At 60.9% G+C, this 18031-nt stretch carries 13 protein-coding genes and 1 pseudogene; 6 read left to right on the forward strand and 8 right to left on the reverse strand.

Features of this window, described 5'->3' with window-relative positions:
• Positions 1-909: 909 nt before the first annotated feature.
• Entirely contained in the window at positions 910-2259 is a 1350-nt protein-coding gene (locus tag LOZ77_RS02680; RefSeq protein WP_230280669.1) for an IS1380 family transposase, read from the forward strand.
• Positions 2260-2399: 140 nt separating this feature from the next.
• Here the strand turns inward: LOZ77_RS02680 and LOZ77_RS02685 are convergent.
• The 5 genes and pseudogenes from LOZ77_RS02685 to LOZ77_RS02705 all read right to left on the reverse strand — a co-directional run.
• Positions 2400-4214, reverse strand: a pseudogene (locus tag LOZ77_RS02685) (efflux RND transporter permease subunit); the annotation flags it as partial.
• 43 nt (positions 4215-4257) lie between these two features.
• Positions 4258-5406: an efflux RND transporter periplasmic adaptor subunit gene (locus LOZ77_RS02690; protein WP_230280670.1), complete on the reverse strand. Its 1149-nt coding sequence runs from the start codon at positions 5404-5406 to the stop codon at positions 4258-4260.
• 11 nt (positions 5407-5417) lie between these two features.
• Positions 5418-6671, reverse strand: coding sequence for a TolC family protein (locus LOZ77_RS02695; protein WP_230280671.1), 1254 nt, complete (start codon positions 6669-6671; stop codon positions 5418-5420).
• Positions 6672-6733: 62 nt separating this feature from the next.
• Positions 6734-7081 (reverse strand): hypothetical protein, encoded by a 348-nt coding sequence (locus tag LOZ77_RS02700; protein WP_147367032.1) that lies wholly within the window; start codon positions 7079-7081, stop codon positions 6734-6736.
• A gap of 10 nt (positions 7082-7091) precedes the next feature.
• Positions 7092-7864 (reverse strand): IS5 family transposase gene (locus LOZ77_RS02705; protein ID WP_156170621.1). Its coding sequence is split into 2 segments (ribosomal slippage): positions 7092-7546 and positions 7546-7864, totalling 774 coding nucleotides; the frame shifts between segments, so codons are not numbered across the junction.
• A gap of 90 nt (positions 7865-7954) precedes the next feature.
• Here LOZ77_RS02705 and LOZ77_RS02710 point away from each other — a divergent pair.
• Complete coding sequence (locus tag LOZ77_RS02710) at positions 7955-8545, forward strand: EamA family transporter (RefSeq protein WP_230280672.1); 591 nt, start codon at positions 7955-7957, stop codon at positions 8543-8545.
• A 105-nt stretch (positions 8546-8650) separates the two neighbouring features.
• Here LOZ77_RS02710 and LOZ77_RS02715 read toward each other — a convergent pair whose 3' ends face one another.
• Entirely contained in the window at positions 8651-9907 is a 1257-nt protein-coding gene (locus tag LOZ77_RS02715) for an IS701 family transposase (protein WP_119592595.1), read from the reverse strand.
• Between the two features lie 1116 nt (positions 9908-11023).
• Between LOZ77_RS02715 and LOZ77_RS02720 the strand changes: the two genes are divergently transcribed.
• The 4 genes from LOZ77_RS02720 (at position 11024) to LOZ77_RS02735 (ending at position 14284) form a co-directional block, all read left to right on the forward strand.
• The gene (locus tag LOZ77_RS02720; RefSeq protein WP_230280673.1) at positions 11024-11179 is read left to right on the forward strand and encodes a hypothetical protein; all 156 of its coding nucleotides are present in this window, start codon (positions 11024-11026) and stop codon (positions 11177-11179) included.
• Positions 11180-11562: 383 nt separating this feature from the next.
• Positions 11563-12018: a hypothetical protein gene (locus tag LOZ77_RS02725; protein WP_230280674.1), complete on the forward strand. Its 456-nt coding sequence runs from the start codon at positions 11563-11565 to the stop codon at positions 12016-12018.
• Positions 12019-12125: 107 nt separating this feature from the next.
• Positions 12126-12515, forward strand: a complete 390-nt coding sequence (locus tag LOZ77_RS02730) for a UrcA family protein (RefSeq protein WP_230280675.1) — start codon at positions 12126-12128, stop codon at positions 12513-12515.
• 200 nt (positions 12516-12715) lie between these two features.
• Positions 12716-14284, forward strand: coding sequence for a sulfotransferase (locus tag LOZ77_RS02735; protein WP_230280676.1), 1569 nt, complete (start codon positions 12716-12718; stop codon positions 14282-14284).
• A 57-nt stretch (positions 14285-14341) separates the two neighbouring features.
• On the opposite strand, the gene LOZ77_RS02740 is transcribed toward LOZ77_RS02735, so the two are convergent.
• On the reverse strand, positions 14342-16786 hold the full coding sequence (locus tag LOZ77_RS02740) for a TonB-dependent receptor (protein WP_230280677.1): 2445 nt from the start codon (positions 16784-16786) through the stop codon (positions 14342-14344).
• Positions 16787-17019: 233 nt separating this feature from the next.
• The gene (locus LOZ77_RS02745; RefSeq protein WP_230280678.1) at positions 17020-18000 is read right to left on the reverse strand and encodes a sterol desaturase family protein; all 981 of its coding nucleotides are present in this window, start codon (positions 17998-18000) and stop codon (positions 17020-17022) included.
• Positions 18001-18031 lie beyond the last annotated feature (31 nt).

Below are 18031 nucleotides of genomic sequence, written 5' to 3' on the forward strand. Positions count from 1 at the left end.
GAGACGTCAAAGAGGCATCATTGAATGGGTCGTAATCCGTAGATACGTATTGCCAGGCCATCTCGAAAGAGTCGCCTGCATTGAGCAGGAGGTCCTGATAAATCCAGGCAGCGTTAGTTGGGTTGCTGGTCAATAAGGCCGCGACGGCCGATTGACTCGTGGCTGTCAATCCAAGGTCAGTCGCTCCATTTGCAAAGGTATAGTTGCCGCCAGCTTGAAGCGACGCCATATACGTATCATAGGGGACAACCGTCCATGAATGTGAGCCAGGAGCAGTGCCAGCAACAGACTGGAAATCAGTCATTCCTGTAACAACTGTAACTCCTACACCCGAGCTATTATATGATCCTGCCGCTTGCGTCCCCGTCCCGCCACCTACGTTCCACCCGTCAAGATTTCCGGTTTCAAAACTGGTGTTTTCGATGGTCTGTGCGTGCGCAGACATATTGCCGATAAGCAAGCTTGCGGCGATGGCAGCCGCTGAAGTCGCACCTTTGAACTCTTTGATCCGCCGCATTGTCATTACGCCCTCATTTGCGTCAGCGTGGCTGCGCTATTAACCTTAACACCAGAGCGCCTATGGGGTCGCAACCGTAAACAAAGGATTGCACTCGCTAGAAAATTTCTACAGCGATGCATTTAATGAACGTCTCTCCTTGCGCTCGCCTTAAGCCCGAACGTTTTAGCCACATTGAGCGGTGGTAGATCATCTTTTGCCGGCACAAGCCTAGCCGCCTCCCCAGCCGTCCATTTTGACAATGTAACCTATTTGGACCGACTAGCCCGTCGTATTCACCAAACCGGTCCTAAAGGGTTAGCGGGAGTGGCCTAAGCTTCTGATCTGAATTAGGAACTGGGTGTCTAAGCCGAACCTGCCGCAGGGCAGAAAATGCCACAGGTCACCCCCGCATGAACAACGATATCGCAAGCGCATTTGGATTCCCAGCAGTCGGCCGCAAGAAAGTCACAGCCGCTTTCGACGGCGGCCGGCTTACCTCGGATGGCGGCGTGTTGCTGCTGGCACAGGCCGAACGAGCGATGGGGATCTGCCAGCGGCTTGCAGCCTGCATTTCCGATCCGCGTGACCCGGGCAGAGTGGTGCATCACCTCGACGATATCCTGCGCGCCCGCATCTTTGCGATCAGCTGTGGCTATGAGGACGCCGATGATCTCGACGCTCTGCGCGACGATCCGGGCTTCCGCCTGGCGCTGGGCAAGCTGCCGGGATCGGGCGTGGGGCTTGCGAGCCAACCGACCATGAGCCGGTGGGAAAATGCGCCGACTACGCGCGAGTTGGCCAGGATGATGGCCGCGATGATCGACATCTACTGCGCCAGCTATCCCGCCGCGCCGGCGGCGGTGACGCTGGATATCGATGACACCTGTGATGTCGTGCACGGCTATCAGCAACTCTCGTTCTGGAACGGTCATCACGGGGAGCGCTGCTTCCTGCCGATTCATGTCTACGACACCGCCACCGGTCGGCCGGTGGCAATGCTGCTGCGCACCGGCAAGACACCGTCGGGCGCCGAGGCTGCCGGACACATTCGGCGCCTGGTGCGCCATCTTCGGCGGCACTGGCCCGATACCCACATCACCATCCGCGGCGACGGGCACTATGGGCGGCCCGAGGTCATGACGTTGTGCGAGGCGACCGGCGTCGATTACGTATTTGGTCTGCCGACCAACGCCGTGCTGCGTGCCGATCCCGAAATCGTCACCGTCGCCGATGCTTGTGCCGTCAGGCGGGCTCAACGCCAATGCCCGGTCCTGCGCAACTATGCCGAGACCCGCTACGGCGCCAAAAGCTGGAAATGCCAGCGCCGCGTCGTCGCCCGGATTGAGGCCAGCACGCTGGGCATGGACATCCGCTATGTCGTCACCTCGCTGACCGAAGGCTCGGCCGAGCACATCTACGACACGCTGTACTGCGCCCGCGGTCAGGCCGAGAACCTGATCAAGCGCCACAAGAGCCAGCTCGCCAGCGATCGCACCTCGTGCCGCTCGGCGGGCGCCAACCAGATGCGCCTCATCCTGCACACCGCCGCATACTGGCTCCTGTGGCGAATCCAGCAGGAAATCCCAAGAGCCACCGCACTCGCCACCGCCGAGTTCGCCACGCTGCGCCTGCGCCTGCTCAAGGTCGCTGCCCGCGTCATCGAAACCGCCACGCGTATCCGCGTCGCCTTCGCTTCGGCTTGCCCGGATGCCGGTGTGTTCAAGGCCATCACCACCAGTCTGCGACCAGCGCCCACATAGCAAGAGCGGCGGTGCCGCCGAACCCCTGAGCCCCAGTCCATCAACCTCGAAAAGCCCATTGCTCCTGCCGCGGTGAAAAACGCCGGTGGAGGCGTGCGCCTTGATCAATCAGGCACCGCCACATCGCCGTCCGAACAACACGAAGCGGTAGCCTCATGAATAGGACGGGCTAGGAGATCCCTTTCGTCGAGCTGTGGAGTGAATTCACTCCCCAGAAGACTAAAGGCGACAGCTGCAACCGCGAAGATGCCGAAACCGGTGCCGATAACCGGCCAAGGCCGCGCAATGGCCTTGCGAACCGCTGGGCCATAACGCTCCTTCGACCAGCGAATGGGCTTCACCTCCTTTTCGGTGAGCTTCTTGTTGAGCAGGACCGCGATCATCGCCGGAACGAAGGTCAGCGAAAGCACGAAGGCCGACGCCAGCGCGAGCATCATCGTGATCGCCATTGGCGAGAACGTCTTGCCTTCGACTCCGGTAAAAGTGAGCAGCGGGGCGAAGACGAGGAAGATGATCGCCTGCCCGTAGACGGTCGGCTTGATCATTTCCTGCGCCGCAAGGCGTGTTTCGGTGAGCCGCTCGCCCAAGGTGAGAAGTCGCCCCTCCCGGTGTTGTCGCGCCGCGAGACGTGCGACGCTGTTCTCGACAATGATCACCGCGCCATCGACGATAAGGCCGAAGTCGAGCGCTCCGAGACTCATCAGATTGCCCGACACGCCGAGCCGGTTCATACCGACCGCTGCCATCAGCATGGAGACTGGGATAACCAGTGCCGTTATGATCGCGGCGCGGATGTTGCCAAGTAGGAGGAATAGCACCGCAATGACCAGCAGCGCGCCTTCGAGCAGGTTTTTCTCGACTGTGGCTATGGTCGCATCGACAAGAGACGACCGGTTATAGACGATATCGGCCTCTACCCCCGCAGGGAGCGAGTCACGGACTTCTTCAAGTCGTTCGGCTGCCTGAGCCGATACCGTGCGGCTGTTCTCACCGCTGCGCATCAGAACCGTTCCGACCACGGCTTCTTCGCCGTTTAACGATGCGGCGCCTGTTCGCAGGTCGCCACCGATCTCGACATCGGCGACATCACCTATACGGATAGGCACACCTTCGCGGGTGGCGACGACTGCTTGCTCGATATCCGCGATCCCGCCAAGCCGCGCATCGACCCTTACAAGCAGAGCCTCGTCTGCGCGGTCGACGAAATTGGCACCGGCCGCCAGATTGGCCGCCTCGAGCGCATCGATCAGAGAGTCGAAGGACAAACCGTAGCCGGTCAAACGGGCCGGATCGGGTTGAACAAGGAATTGCTTTTCAAAGCCTCCGATTGAGTCCACCCCGGCGACGCCGTCGACTGAACGCATCAGCGGTGCGACGACCCAGTCCTGCACAGTGCGCAGATAGGCCGCCTTGGCGACATCGCTTTCGAGGCGGTCGCCACGTTCGGTGATAAAGCTGCCATCGGACTGCCAGCCTGTCCGGCCGCCAGTGGTCGCACCCTTGCCACCGGGGTGCTCATACTCGATCGTATACATCAGCACTTCGCCAAGGCCGGTGGAAATCGGCCCCATGGTGGGCTCCGCTCCCTCAGGCAGCGAAGCACCGATTGGTGCAAGACGCTCGTTTACCTGGCTCCGCGCGAAATAGAGATCGGTCCCTTCCTCGAAGATAGCGGTGACCTGGCTGAAGCCATTGCGCGAGATCGAGCGAGTCATCTCCAATCCCTCAATCCCGGCCAATCCGGTCTCGATGGGAAAAGTTACTTGCGTCTCGACCTGCGAAGGCGAGAGCGCAGGCGCGGTGGTGTTGATCTGGACCTGCGTATTGGTGATGTCAGGCACCGCATCGATCGGCAAACGCAACAAATTGAGCGCGCCGTAAATCGCAGCAAGTATGGTTAGAGCGATGATCGCCCAGCGAAAACGCACGGCGATATCCAGCACCATCCCGATCAGGCCATGGCGGTGGCTGCCCTCATCCGAAGGCGTCGATACATGATCAGTCGTCATCTTCGACGTTCTCCTTTTCGAGTTCGGCCTTCAGCAGAAAGGCATTGTCGGTCGCGATCCGCTGTCCGGCTTCAAGACCGGACAGTATCGTCACCATTCCGGCGGACCGGCTGCCTGTGGCCACTTCACGCGCCTGGAACCCGCGCTGTGTGCGCACGAAAACGACATCGCGCCCTTCGAGCACTTGCACGGCGTCCTCTGGAACCGCGATGCGGCTCTGGTCGACTTCGCCTGACGGGCGAATGCGTACCTGGAGAAACGAACCGGGCTGGAGGCCGGGAACAGCGCGTGTGAGACTGAGCACGGCGGTGGCACTGCGGCTCTCCGGATCGAGCGAAGGCGTGACCGATCGGACACGTGCGCCGATCTCGCGGCCATCCCCCACGATCACCGCGGCTTCATCGCCAGGCTGAATGCGCGCGGCATCTTCGGAAGGCAGCGCAACTTCTACCTGAAGGCCGTTCGGATTGACCACGCGGTAGAGTTCTTCACCGGCATCGACGAACGAGCCGAGCACGATCGGGGCAGCGGTGACGCGGCCCGAGAGTGGACTCGTCACCGCAAGCGAACGTCCATCACCACTTACACCCGCTGCAGCGACAGCAGCCTGCGCACGGTTCAATTCGGCACGGGCAACGTCAAGATTGGCGCGCGCCGCTTCGAGATCTTGGCGCGCTGTCACGTTAGCTTCAAAAAGACGACGCTCCCGCTCATAGGCTGCCGAAAGCTCGGTCACGCGGGCGCGGGCGGAACTAAGCTGGGAAGCGAGTGCCGCCGCATCGGCGCTTTCGATCCGTGCAACGGTTTCGCCTTGGCGGACATAGTCGCCAAGCGTCTTGCCAACGCTGCGGACGACGCCCGAAGCGCGCGCATCGATTCTTGCACTTGCAGTCGGGCTCGCCGCAACGGTCGCTGGGAAGACCAGTTCGACTGCAGCACCGGCCTGCACTGCGGCGACCTCGATCTCTGCCGTGCGAATCTGTTCTTCGTCGATCAGAACGAGGCCTTCTGGCAATTCAGTTTCGGCGGCTTCGTTTTCTGCAAGAGGATCAGCTTGATAGTCAGGCCACAGCAATAATAGCAGTGCCGCGGCGAGTATGACGATTCCGGCGACGATCGCCAGTTTTCTGCGGTTCATTGGGAGGTTCCTCATTGTGCGGCCAGCCTGATCAGTTCGGCGGCAGCTTGTCCCCGGTCTTGCTGCGCGGCGATCAACGCCTCGCGTATGGCGTCACGCGCTTCGGCTGCGCTCAACACCTCGATCAGCGGAAAGCGACCGTTGCGATACCCGATGCGAACGAGCCGCAGCGCCTCTTCAGCCTGGGGGAGTGATGTCGTGGAAAGTGTCTCGACGCGCGCTTCGGCGGCAAGATATTCGGCACGAGCGCGGGTTATGGACTGTTCGAAGTCAGCGAGCGCGACTGCCTCGCGGGCATTGGCGGCCCGCAGCCTAGCCTCGGCAGCAGCGATGTTGCCCTGGTTCCGATTGCGGAAAGGAAGCGGTATCGAGACGCCGACAAGAAAGGCACTGTCGTTGCTTTCCTCAAAGCGGCGAACACCGGCGGATACGACAGGATCGGGAATGCGCAAGCTGCGCTCACGATCGATCTCGGCGGCTGCGGCGGTGCTTTCGGCTCGCGCTACTTGTAATTGCAGCCCCGTCGCCGAGGCCATTACGATGCCCGGAGGCACGATTTCGGGAAAGTCGGTCGGAACGAGCGGCGGCGCTTCCTGGTCGCTCCAAAGCGAGGCGAGCGCCGTGCACGCCGCGAGACTGGCTGCTTGCGCCGCTTGAAGCTCGGCACGTGCTTCCGCCAGGGCCGCTTCTGCGCGCAATGCGCGTAGAGGCGGTTCGCGGCCCACTTCGACCAGCACACCGGCTATGCGGGCGAGTTCTTCGTTCCGCTCAACCACATCGCGAGCGAGTGCGACACGCGAGGCAGCCGCAACTGCCGCAACGTAGCGCTCACGAACGAGAAAGCTGAGCTCGACATCGGCGAGGTCGGCTCGCAAGCCTGCCAGCTGCGCCTGTGCCCGTGCAGCCTCCACGCGCGCGCCACGCTTGCCTCCAAGTTCGAGCTGCTGGCCGACAGCAAGCGTATATTCGGTTGCGCTGAGTCCCGAGAATGCACCACTACCGGCGATGTTCTCAACCTCGAGCGATACTTCAGGATTGGGCCGCAGCCGCGCCTGACCGACTAGCGCCTGTGCTGCCTCGGCCTCCGCCCGCGGACCGACGATGCGCGGGTTTAATTCGGGGTCTGCAGTTTCGCCGACCACGCCTGTCCGGCTCAATGCATCCTCGAGCGTCAGAAGCTCCTGCTCCTGCGCTGCCACGGGCGTGGCAATGGCGACGAGGGATAGCCCTGCAGTCAAGGCATCCCGCCAACTTATGGCTGACATTCTGTATAGTTCCTCTGCTGACGATCCGGTGTGCGCCGCGTTGCACAGCGCGATTCAACCCGTCAGCTTCGAGGAGGGCGTTGGGGCAGGCCGTGCGCCTCGCCAGTGATTTTCACGTCTGGAAACGAGGTAGTAACGATGACGGTTTCGCCGAACGTTTGACTATGACTATTGGGTACCAACGCTGCGAACAGGTGGTGGCAATGTCCATGCGCGCAGACCTGGGGCTGCGGACTATCTCGCTCAGATCCGTCACTGGTAACCGCATCAATCGTTTGGTTCGCATAGATTGCCGAAGACATTTCATCGCCGCATTGAGCGGCTTCCGCCACCGGCGACACCATTAGCGCCGCCACCGCCAAAACAGCGGCGACAATTCTAAAGGAAATCAATCCATGCAGCTCAAACATCCTGGCGCCTCTAGGGCGTAGACTCATTAGCGGCGATCCATAGGCGTGTGCAGAAGAGCTTGATGGCAGCGAGGAAGTTATCGCTTCGTTTGTCGTATCTGGTGGCCAAGCCTCTGGCGTTTTTGAGTTTCCCGAAGAAACGCTCGACCAGATTACGGTAGCGATACAGGAAGCTGCTGAACGCGAAGCCTTTGCGACGATTGCGCTTGACTGGGATGTTGGCGAAGCCACCCTGCGCGGTGATCTGACTGCGAATGGCATCGCTGTCATAAGCCTTATCGGCGAGAAAGGTGGTGGCGTTCGGCACGGCGGCCAGCAGCCTCTCGGCCTCACGGCAATCGCTCGCCTGGCCTTCGGACAGATGCAGTTGGATCGGCAGGCCGCGACCATCAACCAGGGCATGGATCTTGGTTGTCAAACCGCCCCGGGAACGTCCCATGCAGCGATTTGGGTCCCCCTTTTTAGGGTCGCACCGTGCTGGTGGACCCGGATGGAAGAACTGTCGATCATGACCAACTCGCCGTCGAAGGCTTGGCTCACCGCTTCGAGAAGGCGGTCCCACACACCGGCTTTGCGCCAGCGCACGAAACGGTTGTAGCAGGTGGTATGTGGGCCATAGCGCTCGGGAATATCAGCCCAAGGACTGCCCGTGCGAAAGCGCCACAATATCCCGTCGATGACCCGCCGGTCATCCACACGCGGAACCCCGCGAGGCTTGTTCGGCAACAACGGCTCGATCACCAGCCACTCATCATCGGTCAGTTCAAATCTACGACGCGTCATCCAAAGCTCCTTCCCGAAGCCTTGAATCAACCGCGCCCGCGCCGCGCAAGTCAGTTTATGAGTTTACGGCCTAGGAAGAGATCGGATTTCGTGTGGATCGGACTGGCGGCGACCGGTCTTGCCATGCTGTTGCCCGTGCATTCTGCAACTTCTGCGCAGGACTATCGCGGCCTGTTGCTGGCGGCCTTGGCCGGCATTTTCTGGGCCTGCTACATCATCACCGGCAAGCGGGTTGGAGAACGACACGGACCTGCTGCAAGCGCCGCTGGCATGATCGTGGCTGCACTTGTCGCCGCCCCCGTAGGCTTCGCGCAAGCTGGGCAGGATATGTTGCTACCCGGCGTCCTCCTGATCGGATCAATCGTCGCCATCGTTTCCAGCGCTGTTCCTTACAGTTTGGAAATGATTGCATTATGTAAGCTGCCATCCAACGCCTTCGGCACGATGATGAGTGCGGAACCGGCCATCGGAGCATTGATCGGAATGGTCGTGCTCGGCGAAACTCTCAACTTCACCCAATGGGCGGCGATCAGCCTCATCGTGATGGCTTCGGCAGGCGCGGCATTAGGTTCGAGGAGCATAAGTCCAGTGACCGAGAATGATGCGTGCAAGAGAGCATCAGTTGTCGCCATCGTCGGAGCAAATCCGGACGGAAGGCGGTCGAGCCGGCGTAAGCCGTAATCCGAGGGGTGCCTCTAGCACTACTTTGGCAGATTTTTTGGTGTCGGGTCAGATATGCAGCGACCGCAGTGCGGGCATGGCCGATCCGGTGGCTTGGAGAAGCGGTCAATGATGGCCTGTCTGATCGCTGGTAAGCTCGGCTGTGGAGGCGGACCGGCAGTCCTTTTTTTCCCCCTTGGCCTGCTTGAGGCGCTGGGTCTGCAAGAAGGCCAGGGCGATCATGGACATCAGCGCGTGTCGGTGCAGCCCCTTCCATGATCTACCCTCGAAGTGATCGAGGCCGAGTTCTTCCTTGAGTTGCTGATGCCCCTGCTCACAGACCCAGCGGGCCTTGATGGCGCCGGCAAGCTGCCTGATTGGCGTGCTGGCAGGCAGGTTGGAGAGGTAGTATTTGCGCTCGCCAGTCGAGCGATGCTCCCCGACCAACCACACCTCCTCGCCGGGCAGATGTTGCGCACCCATGTCCCGGATGCGCTGGGGCGGACCATCGGCGACACGCACGCGAACGGCAGCGAACCGCGCCGAGAGTGGCCCTTTGGTACCGCGCCGCCAACTCACCTTGCGCCACCTTGCCATCTCCAGCATTGCCTTGGCGGATATCGATTTCGCGTCGGGGATGGCGTTCTTGCGAGGGCGACCTCTTCCAGCGATCGGGAAGATCATCCCAACATCGGCGGGGTAGACCTTCTGTCTGAAAGGTATGCCCACCGCCCATGCAAGCCCGCGCTCACTCAGCCCCTGTCGGAACGGTGCGGACATGCCATAGCCCGCATCCGCCAGGACACAGCCGAAACGAACACCCGCAGCGCCGACCCGATCGATCTCAGCGAGCGCGATCTCGGGCTTGGTCCTGTAGGGGCAGCAATCGAGAGGAACTCCAGTCCGTTCCAGGCGGGCCACGTCTCCGGTCCAGCTCTCGGGCAGGAACAGGCGCAGGCCGACCATGATGGGGACTTCGCCAGATGCCAGCGTCACCGACACCAGCGTCTGGCAGTTGGCATTCTTGCCCAGTGCCGACGCATATTGCGGCGCCACGCCGACGGAATGGCGCCCCTTCTTGGGCAGCGCCGTGTCGTCGATGATCAGCCAGGCCTTCTCGCCGCCTACCTGCCGGTCGGCCTCGGCGAGCAGAGCTGCCTCCAGCGGTGCTTCGTCCCACACGCCGCTGGCGATGAAATGATGCAGCCGATCGTAGCTGACATCATCTGTCCGGGCGGCCATCGGCTGTATGCTTTTGCGATCCCCCGGGCCGATCAGTCCCGCGATATACGCCGGACACATCCGGCCACGCGTCTTGTGTCGCAACGCCGCTACAAACGGTGCCAACCACTCGTCCAGTTCGCCACGCCAATCCGTATCCATCGCCAGCCCCTTCGAAAAGCTGGCTCCCTATGAATCACTGGAATCCCACCTTGGGAATCCCAAAAATCAGATTTCTGCCAAAGTAGTGCTAGTTGCAAGGCGCTTATTATCGAGAAGCCTAACGATTGGCGCTGGCTCGGTCAGGCATTCGAACGCGCTTCCCTGATCAGCATTGGCGCGGGTTCTGTTGCTACGCTCGGCTATCTTGCCTTCGAAGCGTTGGCTTACCCTGCCCTTGCGATCACCAAGGCGATCGAACCCTAGCCGACTGCTAGTAAGCCGAGCAGAACCGCGTGCACCCCGATGGCGATTGCCACGAAGACAGAAGCGGCCAGCATGCATGGGTTTGGCGATCTCGTTCGCGGGAGCACGGCTGGCGTATCTTCTGCCTCATCTATGATAGCCCGGACGGTAGGGGAATTGTAATGATGTTCCTTCGACATTCGCTATGTATAGCGCGAAACCTTTTCCTGAGGGTTTCGTGTCAGAAGGGGGTAACGGGAAATTCAGGTTTCGTTTTAATGACTTACGCGAATGGCTATTTGCAGAACGCTGCCGACGAGCGGCGCGCTGCGGCGCGCGCTTCAACGCCGACTGTTAGGGATCATCACCTGAAGGCTGCCCGTCGGTGGGAAGCGCTGGCGGATGAAATATCCCGTCAGTTCCTGCCGCTTTAGCTCCACGTCATCTTCTGGACAGCGCTGCCAAGTCTCCTGACAGCGCTCATCACACTCATCTGAGGAATACCCCTGACAAACCACGCTGCGCGCCCGGTGCTGACAAGGTTCGGCCCGGAACAACGATCGAAAAGCGCCGTCGTTCCGGACTGCCAGGATCGACCGGACAACACATTTATCGACAGCGTCAACGGCAAGTTACGGGCGGAATGTCTGACCGTTCAATCTGCGAGAATGCGCTGCTATTGGCTTTTGCCATTGCCCATTTCAGCGTTCGCGTCGTTCCGCCCATCGAGCGCAGCCATTTCTTGGGGGCCTTGGTGGTGTGCGTTCGATTAGGCGAAACAGCTTCCTGTGCTGATACAGTCGACACTCGGACGAAAGAATCCTGTCGTATGCGCTGTCTTACGTTCAGGAGTTCGACCCGCGCTTTAGGCAGGTGCTGAAGGAACTGGCATCGGGGCGATTGGCGATGATCAATTCCCCGCGATTCGATGCGGCGCGGCACGTGCAGCTGAGCACGCGCAAAAGGTCTCGCCCGACGCGCGATGCGAACAATTTTCGCGACGTGCTGATGTCGTATCTTTCGGCGTAACCCGCCGACAAAGGTCTGTGCCGGTCTCGCGGCAGTAATTCGGACGAATTTGTGTTGAACAGGTGCTTTGACCTGCCCGTGTCGGCCACGCAGCGAAGGGCGATTTTCTCGAATCAATTGGCACAAATGGTCCAATGGCAAGCCGCAGGGCAAACACTGCAAATTTCAGAGGAGCATAGAGCGCCTGACCTGCGTCATGCCCAACAGGAATTGCCGCATCGCAGCATTGCAGAATGCGATCGTCCGGACACAGCGTTCGGTGAACCGAAGATATTATCGTTGACCTTGGGTGTAATATCGATAGGCTGTCGTCAACAAAGCAACAAACATCACCGTTTCGAAGGACTCGATCACCGTGCCGCTGGCTGGCACGGAGGAAAAGGGTGTTTCCGATGGTTCGTGTTTGTCGTGACGGCATCAACTCCTGCCTCTCTATTCCGGCTCCGCGTCAGGCCGGGCCAACCGGAAAACGGCGTATTCTGGCACTGGTTGGTGCGTTATGCAGCGCGCTTCTGGCGATGCCTGTCGGCGCCAAAGATGCCGAATCCCGCCTTGTTCGCTGCGGTGCGGCAAGCTGCCTTCAATTGTCCGGTTATCGCGATAATCCAGAGGATGCTGTGCTGGTCAACGGCCGTTCGGTCGCGGTTGAGGGTGACCGGCGCTGGCAAGTGCATATGCCATTGGATACATTGCGTAATTATGCTGATCCACATGCGCGTTCGATAGAGGTTTCGGTGGGCGAACGGCCCTCCCGCGAAGTGGTGGATCAGGTGAAATTGCCCATCGGCCTGCTCGGCAATACGACTGGGATGGACAGTATCGTCGTGACTGCTGGCTGAAGTCGGCCCCCGGAACAAAAGAATATTCCCTTGCGACCAATTGCTTCCCGCACCCGCGAAGCCGCAGAAAACCGCCAATTCTTGCAAGGCTAGGCCCATCGGCCTATATGCCTGTCCAGCCGTCAGAGAGCGGCGAGGAGTATACGCAGGAGTTGATGATGAAGAAGGGCCTTTTGGTCGCAGCCGCTTGCTGCATGGCAAGTTCGGCATGGGCCGCCACGGGCGATCCGGTCGCAAGCGATCCGTTTGTGCAGCAAGCCGCCGAACTGCGGCTGGACGGGATCGATTTCACCACTGTCGAAGGCCAGAACCGCCTTGCCATCCGCATGGACGATGCGGCGCGGGCCGTTTGCGGTGACCGGCTGGCCAGCGTGCACCTTGCCGTCGCAAGGCAGGCGCGCGAATGCGAAGTGCAGGTAAAGGCTAACATCCGCAACCAGATCGAGCAGCGTATGGCTGCCGGCGAAGATGGCATGCGGCTGGCCTCGAGCCAGTAACGGCCCAAACAATCGCTGCCGATTGTGTAGGCGGCAGCACTGGGATGAGGTTGCTATCCGGCCCGAAGCAAGCTTGCGTTTGCTTCGCCGGATAACACTTCATATGCTGCGGCGATGAATGTCGCGCAGCCTGAATTTCCGCCATTTCCTGTCCATTCCGGTGCCTTGCGCAGCCGCGCCGCGCGTGACTGGCAGGCGGCATGACGATGGGCGATCTGCAAGCGGACGCACGCGCCGCGCTGGAACGGGGCGATCTGGCCGCCGCCGCCAGTGCCGCAAGGGAACTGGTTCACAGCGAACCGGCCAATCCGGCAGGTTATTTCCTGATGGGCGTCGTCGCGGGAGAGGCGGGTCAGGTCGCCAAGTCGGTGCCCATGATCCACGCGGCGATAGAACGCGGCGAACAGACCGAGCATTGGGCCCATCTGGCCAAGATGCTGATTCTGCTGCGCCGCGATGGGGAGGCTGCACAGGCCGCGAAAAAGGCGCTGGCGCTGGCGCCCGATGATGCCATGACATGCGATACGATCGGTTGCGTTCTGGTGCGGCTGGGCGATCACGAAGGGGCACTGAAGCCGTTCCGTTCGGCCGTTGCGGCGCGGCCCGATCATCTGGAATTCCGCTATAATCTGGCCGCAGCGCTCGGCTTTACCGGCAGGGTGGAAGATGCGCGCGAGCAATACGAGCATATTCTGGCCGATGATCCGGGGGATGCGCGCACGCATTACGCGCTGGCGATCCTGTCGCGGCAGGGCAAGGACCGCAATCATATCCCCCGCTTGCAGGCCGCATTGGCCAAGGCGGCGCGGCCCGACGATGCGCTGCGCATCCGTTATGCGCTGGCCAAGGAGCTTGAGGATATCGGCGATGCCAGCGCGTTTTCGCATCTTTCCGCTGCGAATGAGCAGCAGAAGCGCGCGCTGAATTATGATTTTGCGCAGGACGCTGCCATTTTTGACTCGCTGGAGGCGCTGTTTGGCGCATGTCCGCCGCAAGATGGCGCGGGCCTGGCCGGACCGAACCCGATTTTCGTGATCGGCATGCCGCGCACCGGCACCACGCTGGTCGACAGGATCCTGTCGTCGCATCCCGACGTATGTTCGGCGGGCGAATTGCAGGCCATGCCGCTGGCACTGAAACGGCTGGCGGGAACGGCGTCGCGCACTATCATCGATCCTGCAACGATCGCGGCCAGCGCGGGGATCGATCCGGCGGCATTGGGTGATGCCTATCTGGCGCAGGCCAGCCACCATGTGCCCGATGCGGGCAAGCGCTTTATCGACAAGCTGCCCGCCAATTTCCTCTATGCCGGCCATATCGCGCAGGCCTTGCCCGACGCCGCCATCGTTTGCCTGCGACGCGGACCGATGGATACGGTGTGGAGCAATTACAAGAACCTGTTCGCCAGCAATTCGGCCTATTACGCCTATTCCTATGATCTGATGGACATTGCCCGTTATTACGCGCGGTTCGACCGGTTGATGCAGATGTGGGAACGGCTGTTTCCGGGCCGAGTGCTGCAATTATCCTATGAAGGGCTGGTCGCCGATCAGGAGGGGCAGACCCGCCGCCTGCTCGACCATTGCGGGCTGGGCTGGGATGCGGCCTGCCTGTCGTTCCACGAAAACAGCGCCGCCGTCGCCACGCCCAGCGCCGCGCAGGTGCGCCGCCCGATCAATGCCGATGGCATCGGCAAATGGCGCGCCCATCAACAGGCAATGGAACCGGTGCGCAGCTGGTTTGAAACGCAGGGCATTCGCACCGCATAAAAAGAGGGCGCCTGCCGCAACCGGCAGGCGCCCCATGTGTGGCATTCAATCAGGCGATCAGAACTTGATCCGCCCGTCGATCCCGACGGTGCGCGGGGTCAACACCACATTGCGGTAATAGCGCAGCAGCACGCCGTCGTTCAGCCCGGTGCGCGAACGGTCGTTGGCGACCGAGACCACGGCATATTTGTCGAAGATATTATCGGCAAAAAGGCTGACGGCGAACTTGTCGTTTTCAAAACCGAGCGATGCGCGATGCGTGACAAAGCTGGGCAGCTTGTCGCCATAGGCGCGTTCCCAGCCAAGGCGCGACACGACGTTGCCGCGATAGACGGCGGTCCAGTTCGCGATCACGTCGCCATCGGCCATCGGCATGACATAGGTGGCCCCCAGCGTGCCCGAATTCTTGGGCGAACCGGGCAGGCGATCGCCGTCTTGAGCGATCAGCTTGATGGGCGAGCTGGGATAGGTGCCCGCCGGATCGTTGATCGGGATCAGACCGTCGAAGATCGGATCGAGCACGCCGTCGCCATTGGCATCGACATCTTCCGACAGCTTGGCATCGGTATAGCTATAGGTGCCCTGAATCGACAGTTCGGGGGTCGGGCGGATCTGGAACGAGGTTTCGAAGCCCTTCGATTCCGCCTTGCCCGCGTTCACCGTGATGCCGGTCACGCCATAGGTGGTGGCCGATGCAACCTGCAACCCGTCCCATTTGATCAGGAAGGCATTGAAGTTGAAGGTCAGCTTGCGGTCGAACAGCTGCGTGCGAATGCCGACGTCGATATTCTTCGTCTCGTCCGGCGCGTACTGGATTTCGTTCGGCAGGGCGCAAATGACCTGCGGACCGTCATACTGGTTGGGATCCAGCGGAATATCGGGACCGCAAGGCGCGACCCTGTTCGGTCCGCCAATACGATAGCCCTTGCTGTAAGTACCATAGAGCATGATGTCGGGCGTGATTTCGAACGAGGTGTTGAACTTCCACACCCAACCGTCCTGACCGGCCTCGCCGCCATTGGCAGTCAGGTCATAGGGGCTGAGGGGGTCGCCCAGAAGCGGCAGTGCCGCCGCGCCTGCGATTTCGGAATCGTAGTCGAAATAGCGCGCACCGGCCGTTACCTGCCATTGCGGGATGATCTGGAACGAACCTTCGCCGAAGGCTGCCTTCTCGGTCACTTTCGAAGTGACATAGCTGACATATTCAAGCGCTTCGGGATTGCTGTCCGTATCGACCCACGGGTGGTTGGGCGTATGCTCGGCATAATCGCTCTGGTACTTGTTCTCGTTATAGAAGCCGCCGACGACCCAGCTGAACGGGCCGCCATGGCGCGACACAAAGCGGATTTCGCCGGTCTTCTGTTTGCGTGTCGTCTCGCTCCCGTTCCACGCGGCAAAGGCGGGATAAAGCTCGTAACCATAGTCGAGGTCGAGCAGCAGGTCGGTCACGTCGCCCTCGGCCTCGGTCTTGACCTCGGTATAGGCGCCGGTGGCGACGATATCGAAGATATCCGCGATATTGGCGTTGATCTCGGCGCTGGCCAGATGCGCCTGACGCGTGGTGGGTTCGGTAAAGCGGCTGGCGTTTTCATAGCGGCCCGTGCCCAGCACGCCGTCGCTGTTCGCCTGCGCGCCGCCCGTCTCGGTCTTTTGATAGGCATAGGTCAGGATCAGTTTCAGATCCTCGCTCGTCTGCATCAGCAGCTGGTTGCGCGTGGTAAAGGTACGCTCGTAATTGAGGTCCTTCTTCCACTTGAGGTTCGCGGCATAATCGTCAGCGTCGATGCCGTCGACACCGCTGGGCTGCGGCAGCGAAATGCCCGGCTCCTGCACCAGAGTGGTGTAATCGATAAAGCCCGGCGTATCGTACCAGCCGGTGGCGGTGCGGAATGCGATATGGTCGCGCACGATGGGAATGTTCAGCGTGACATCGCCCTGATAGCCGAAATCGTCGCTGTGCGACATGGCCATGCCGCGTACATGGACCTCGCCCTCGATCACATCGGTATTGGGGCGGTTGGGGATATAGCGGATCGCACCTGCCAGCGTGCCCAGACCGTAAAGCGTGCCCTGCGGGCCCAGCAGCGTTTCGACGCGGTCGATATCGATCAGCTTGAAATCGTAATAGAGCGGCGTTTCACCCAGATAGGTGCCGAGCGCATTGTCATAGTTCGAACCGAAATCGCCCGTGTCCGACGCGCTGAGGCCACGCAGCACGATCTTGCCGGTCGACCCCGGACCGGTGTCGAGCACGGTCATGCCGGGGGTGAAATCGGCGATGTCGCGCACGTCGTCGATCCGCTGGGCTTCCAGCTCTTCGCCGCCGATGGCGGTGATGGTGATCGGCGTATCCTGAAGCGTGGTGCTGCGGCGGGTGCCGGTCACGATAATGGCGTCGGGATCGGTCGCTGCGGATTGGGCGACGGCAGCCGTGCCGGTCGCTTCTTCCTGCGCCGATGCCTGCGCGGAAAAGGCACTGCCCGTCAGCACCGTCGCCGTCATCAGACCCAATCGAAATTTCGCGCAATTCGTCATTTAGTTCCCCCTAATCTGGGCCAAAACCTTCCCGCGTTCCGAAACGCGGGTGCGCATCGGCCCATGGGTTCCTGATCTGAATGGATCCTGGCGTTCACCGGCTGCCGGCTTTGCGGCTTGTCGGCTGGTGTCCGCTTGCTGCCCGTCCGTCCTTCTGCCGGGCAATGCGATCCGTGCTACTCCTGCGTATTCACCGGACTTCAGCCCGCTGACGGGGGCGAATTGCGCCCCGCCTTCCACCGGTCGATCACGGGCTGAAACGGAAACATGAATTGTTCATAGATCGACAGCCGCTTGCGTTCGTCCTGCCCCACGACAGAGGATTCCCCCTCGCGATAGGTGCCGAACACGCGGTCGATGACGATCAGCGAATTGGCATAGTTACAGCGCGTATCTTCATAGCTGAGCGCCGTGTGATGCAGGCTGTGATGCCGGATCGTGGTGAAGAAAAACGAATAGAACATCGGCGGATCGGACCGCACATTGGCGTGGGCAAAGCCCGAGATGACGCCCAGCAGGTTGATCGCGCAAAAGATCGCCGCCGGTGCGAAATCGAACAGCGCCACGACACTGAGCGTAATGAGGAACAATTCGATTGGATTGCCGACCGCGCCTTTCAGCGCGTTGAGCTGGGTGATGTGATGATGCGGCGCATGGGTGAGCCATAGCGGATGGGCATTATGCATCAGCCGGTGCATCCAGTATTGCCCGAACTCGATGATGAAAATCACCGCCGCGACCTGAACCAGAAAGGGCAGCGCCAGCATCCACGGCGTTTCGATGCCCAGCGCTTCTTTCAGCAGGGCAAGCGGTTCGTCGGCCAGCGTGACCGTGGCCCATGCGATGACCGTATAGCTGAGCACGACATAGAACACGTCGGTCGCCAGTTCGCGCAGGTTGATGCGCCAGGTCGCATGGCGTTCGAAGACCAGTTCCAGCCCCTGTATCCATGCCATGATCGCAACGGCCACCAGCGTCAGCGTGACGGGGCTTTCGGCAATGTCGGTGGGGGCAAGGGCCCAGAACGCGGCGGCGACGACCAGCGTGACGGGCGGGATCAGATTGACGAGAAGGGTTTTGACAGATGATGCGCGCCCAGCGCCCTGCGCCGCATCACCGGCCGTCGCGCCAGCCTGTCCGGCGGCTGCGGAAGCGGTGCTTTCGGCGTGCGTCTGGTGCATCGAAAACCTCCATAGAGGACCGTTTTGGCCC

It is taken from the genome of Croceicoccus sp. Ery15, from assembly GCF_020985305.1.
GTDB lineage: Bacteria > Pseudomonadota > Alphaproteobacteria > Sphingomonadales > Sphingomonadaceae > Croceicoccus.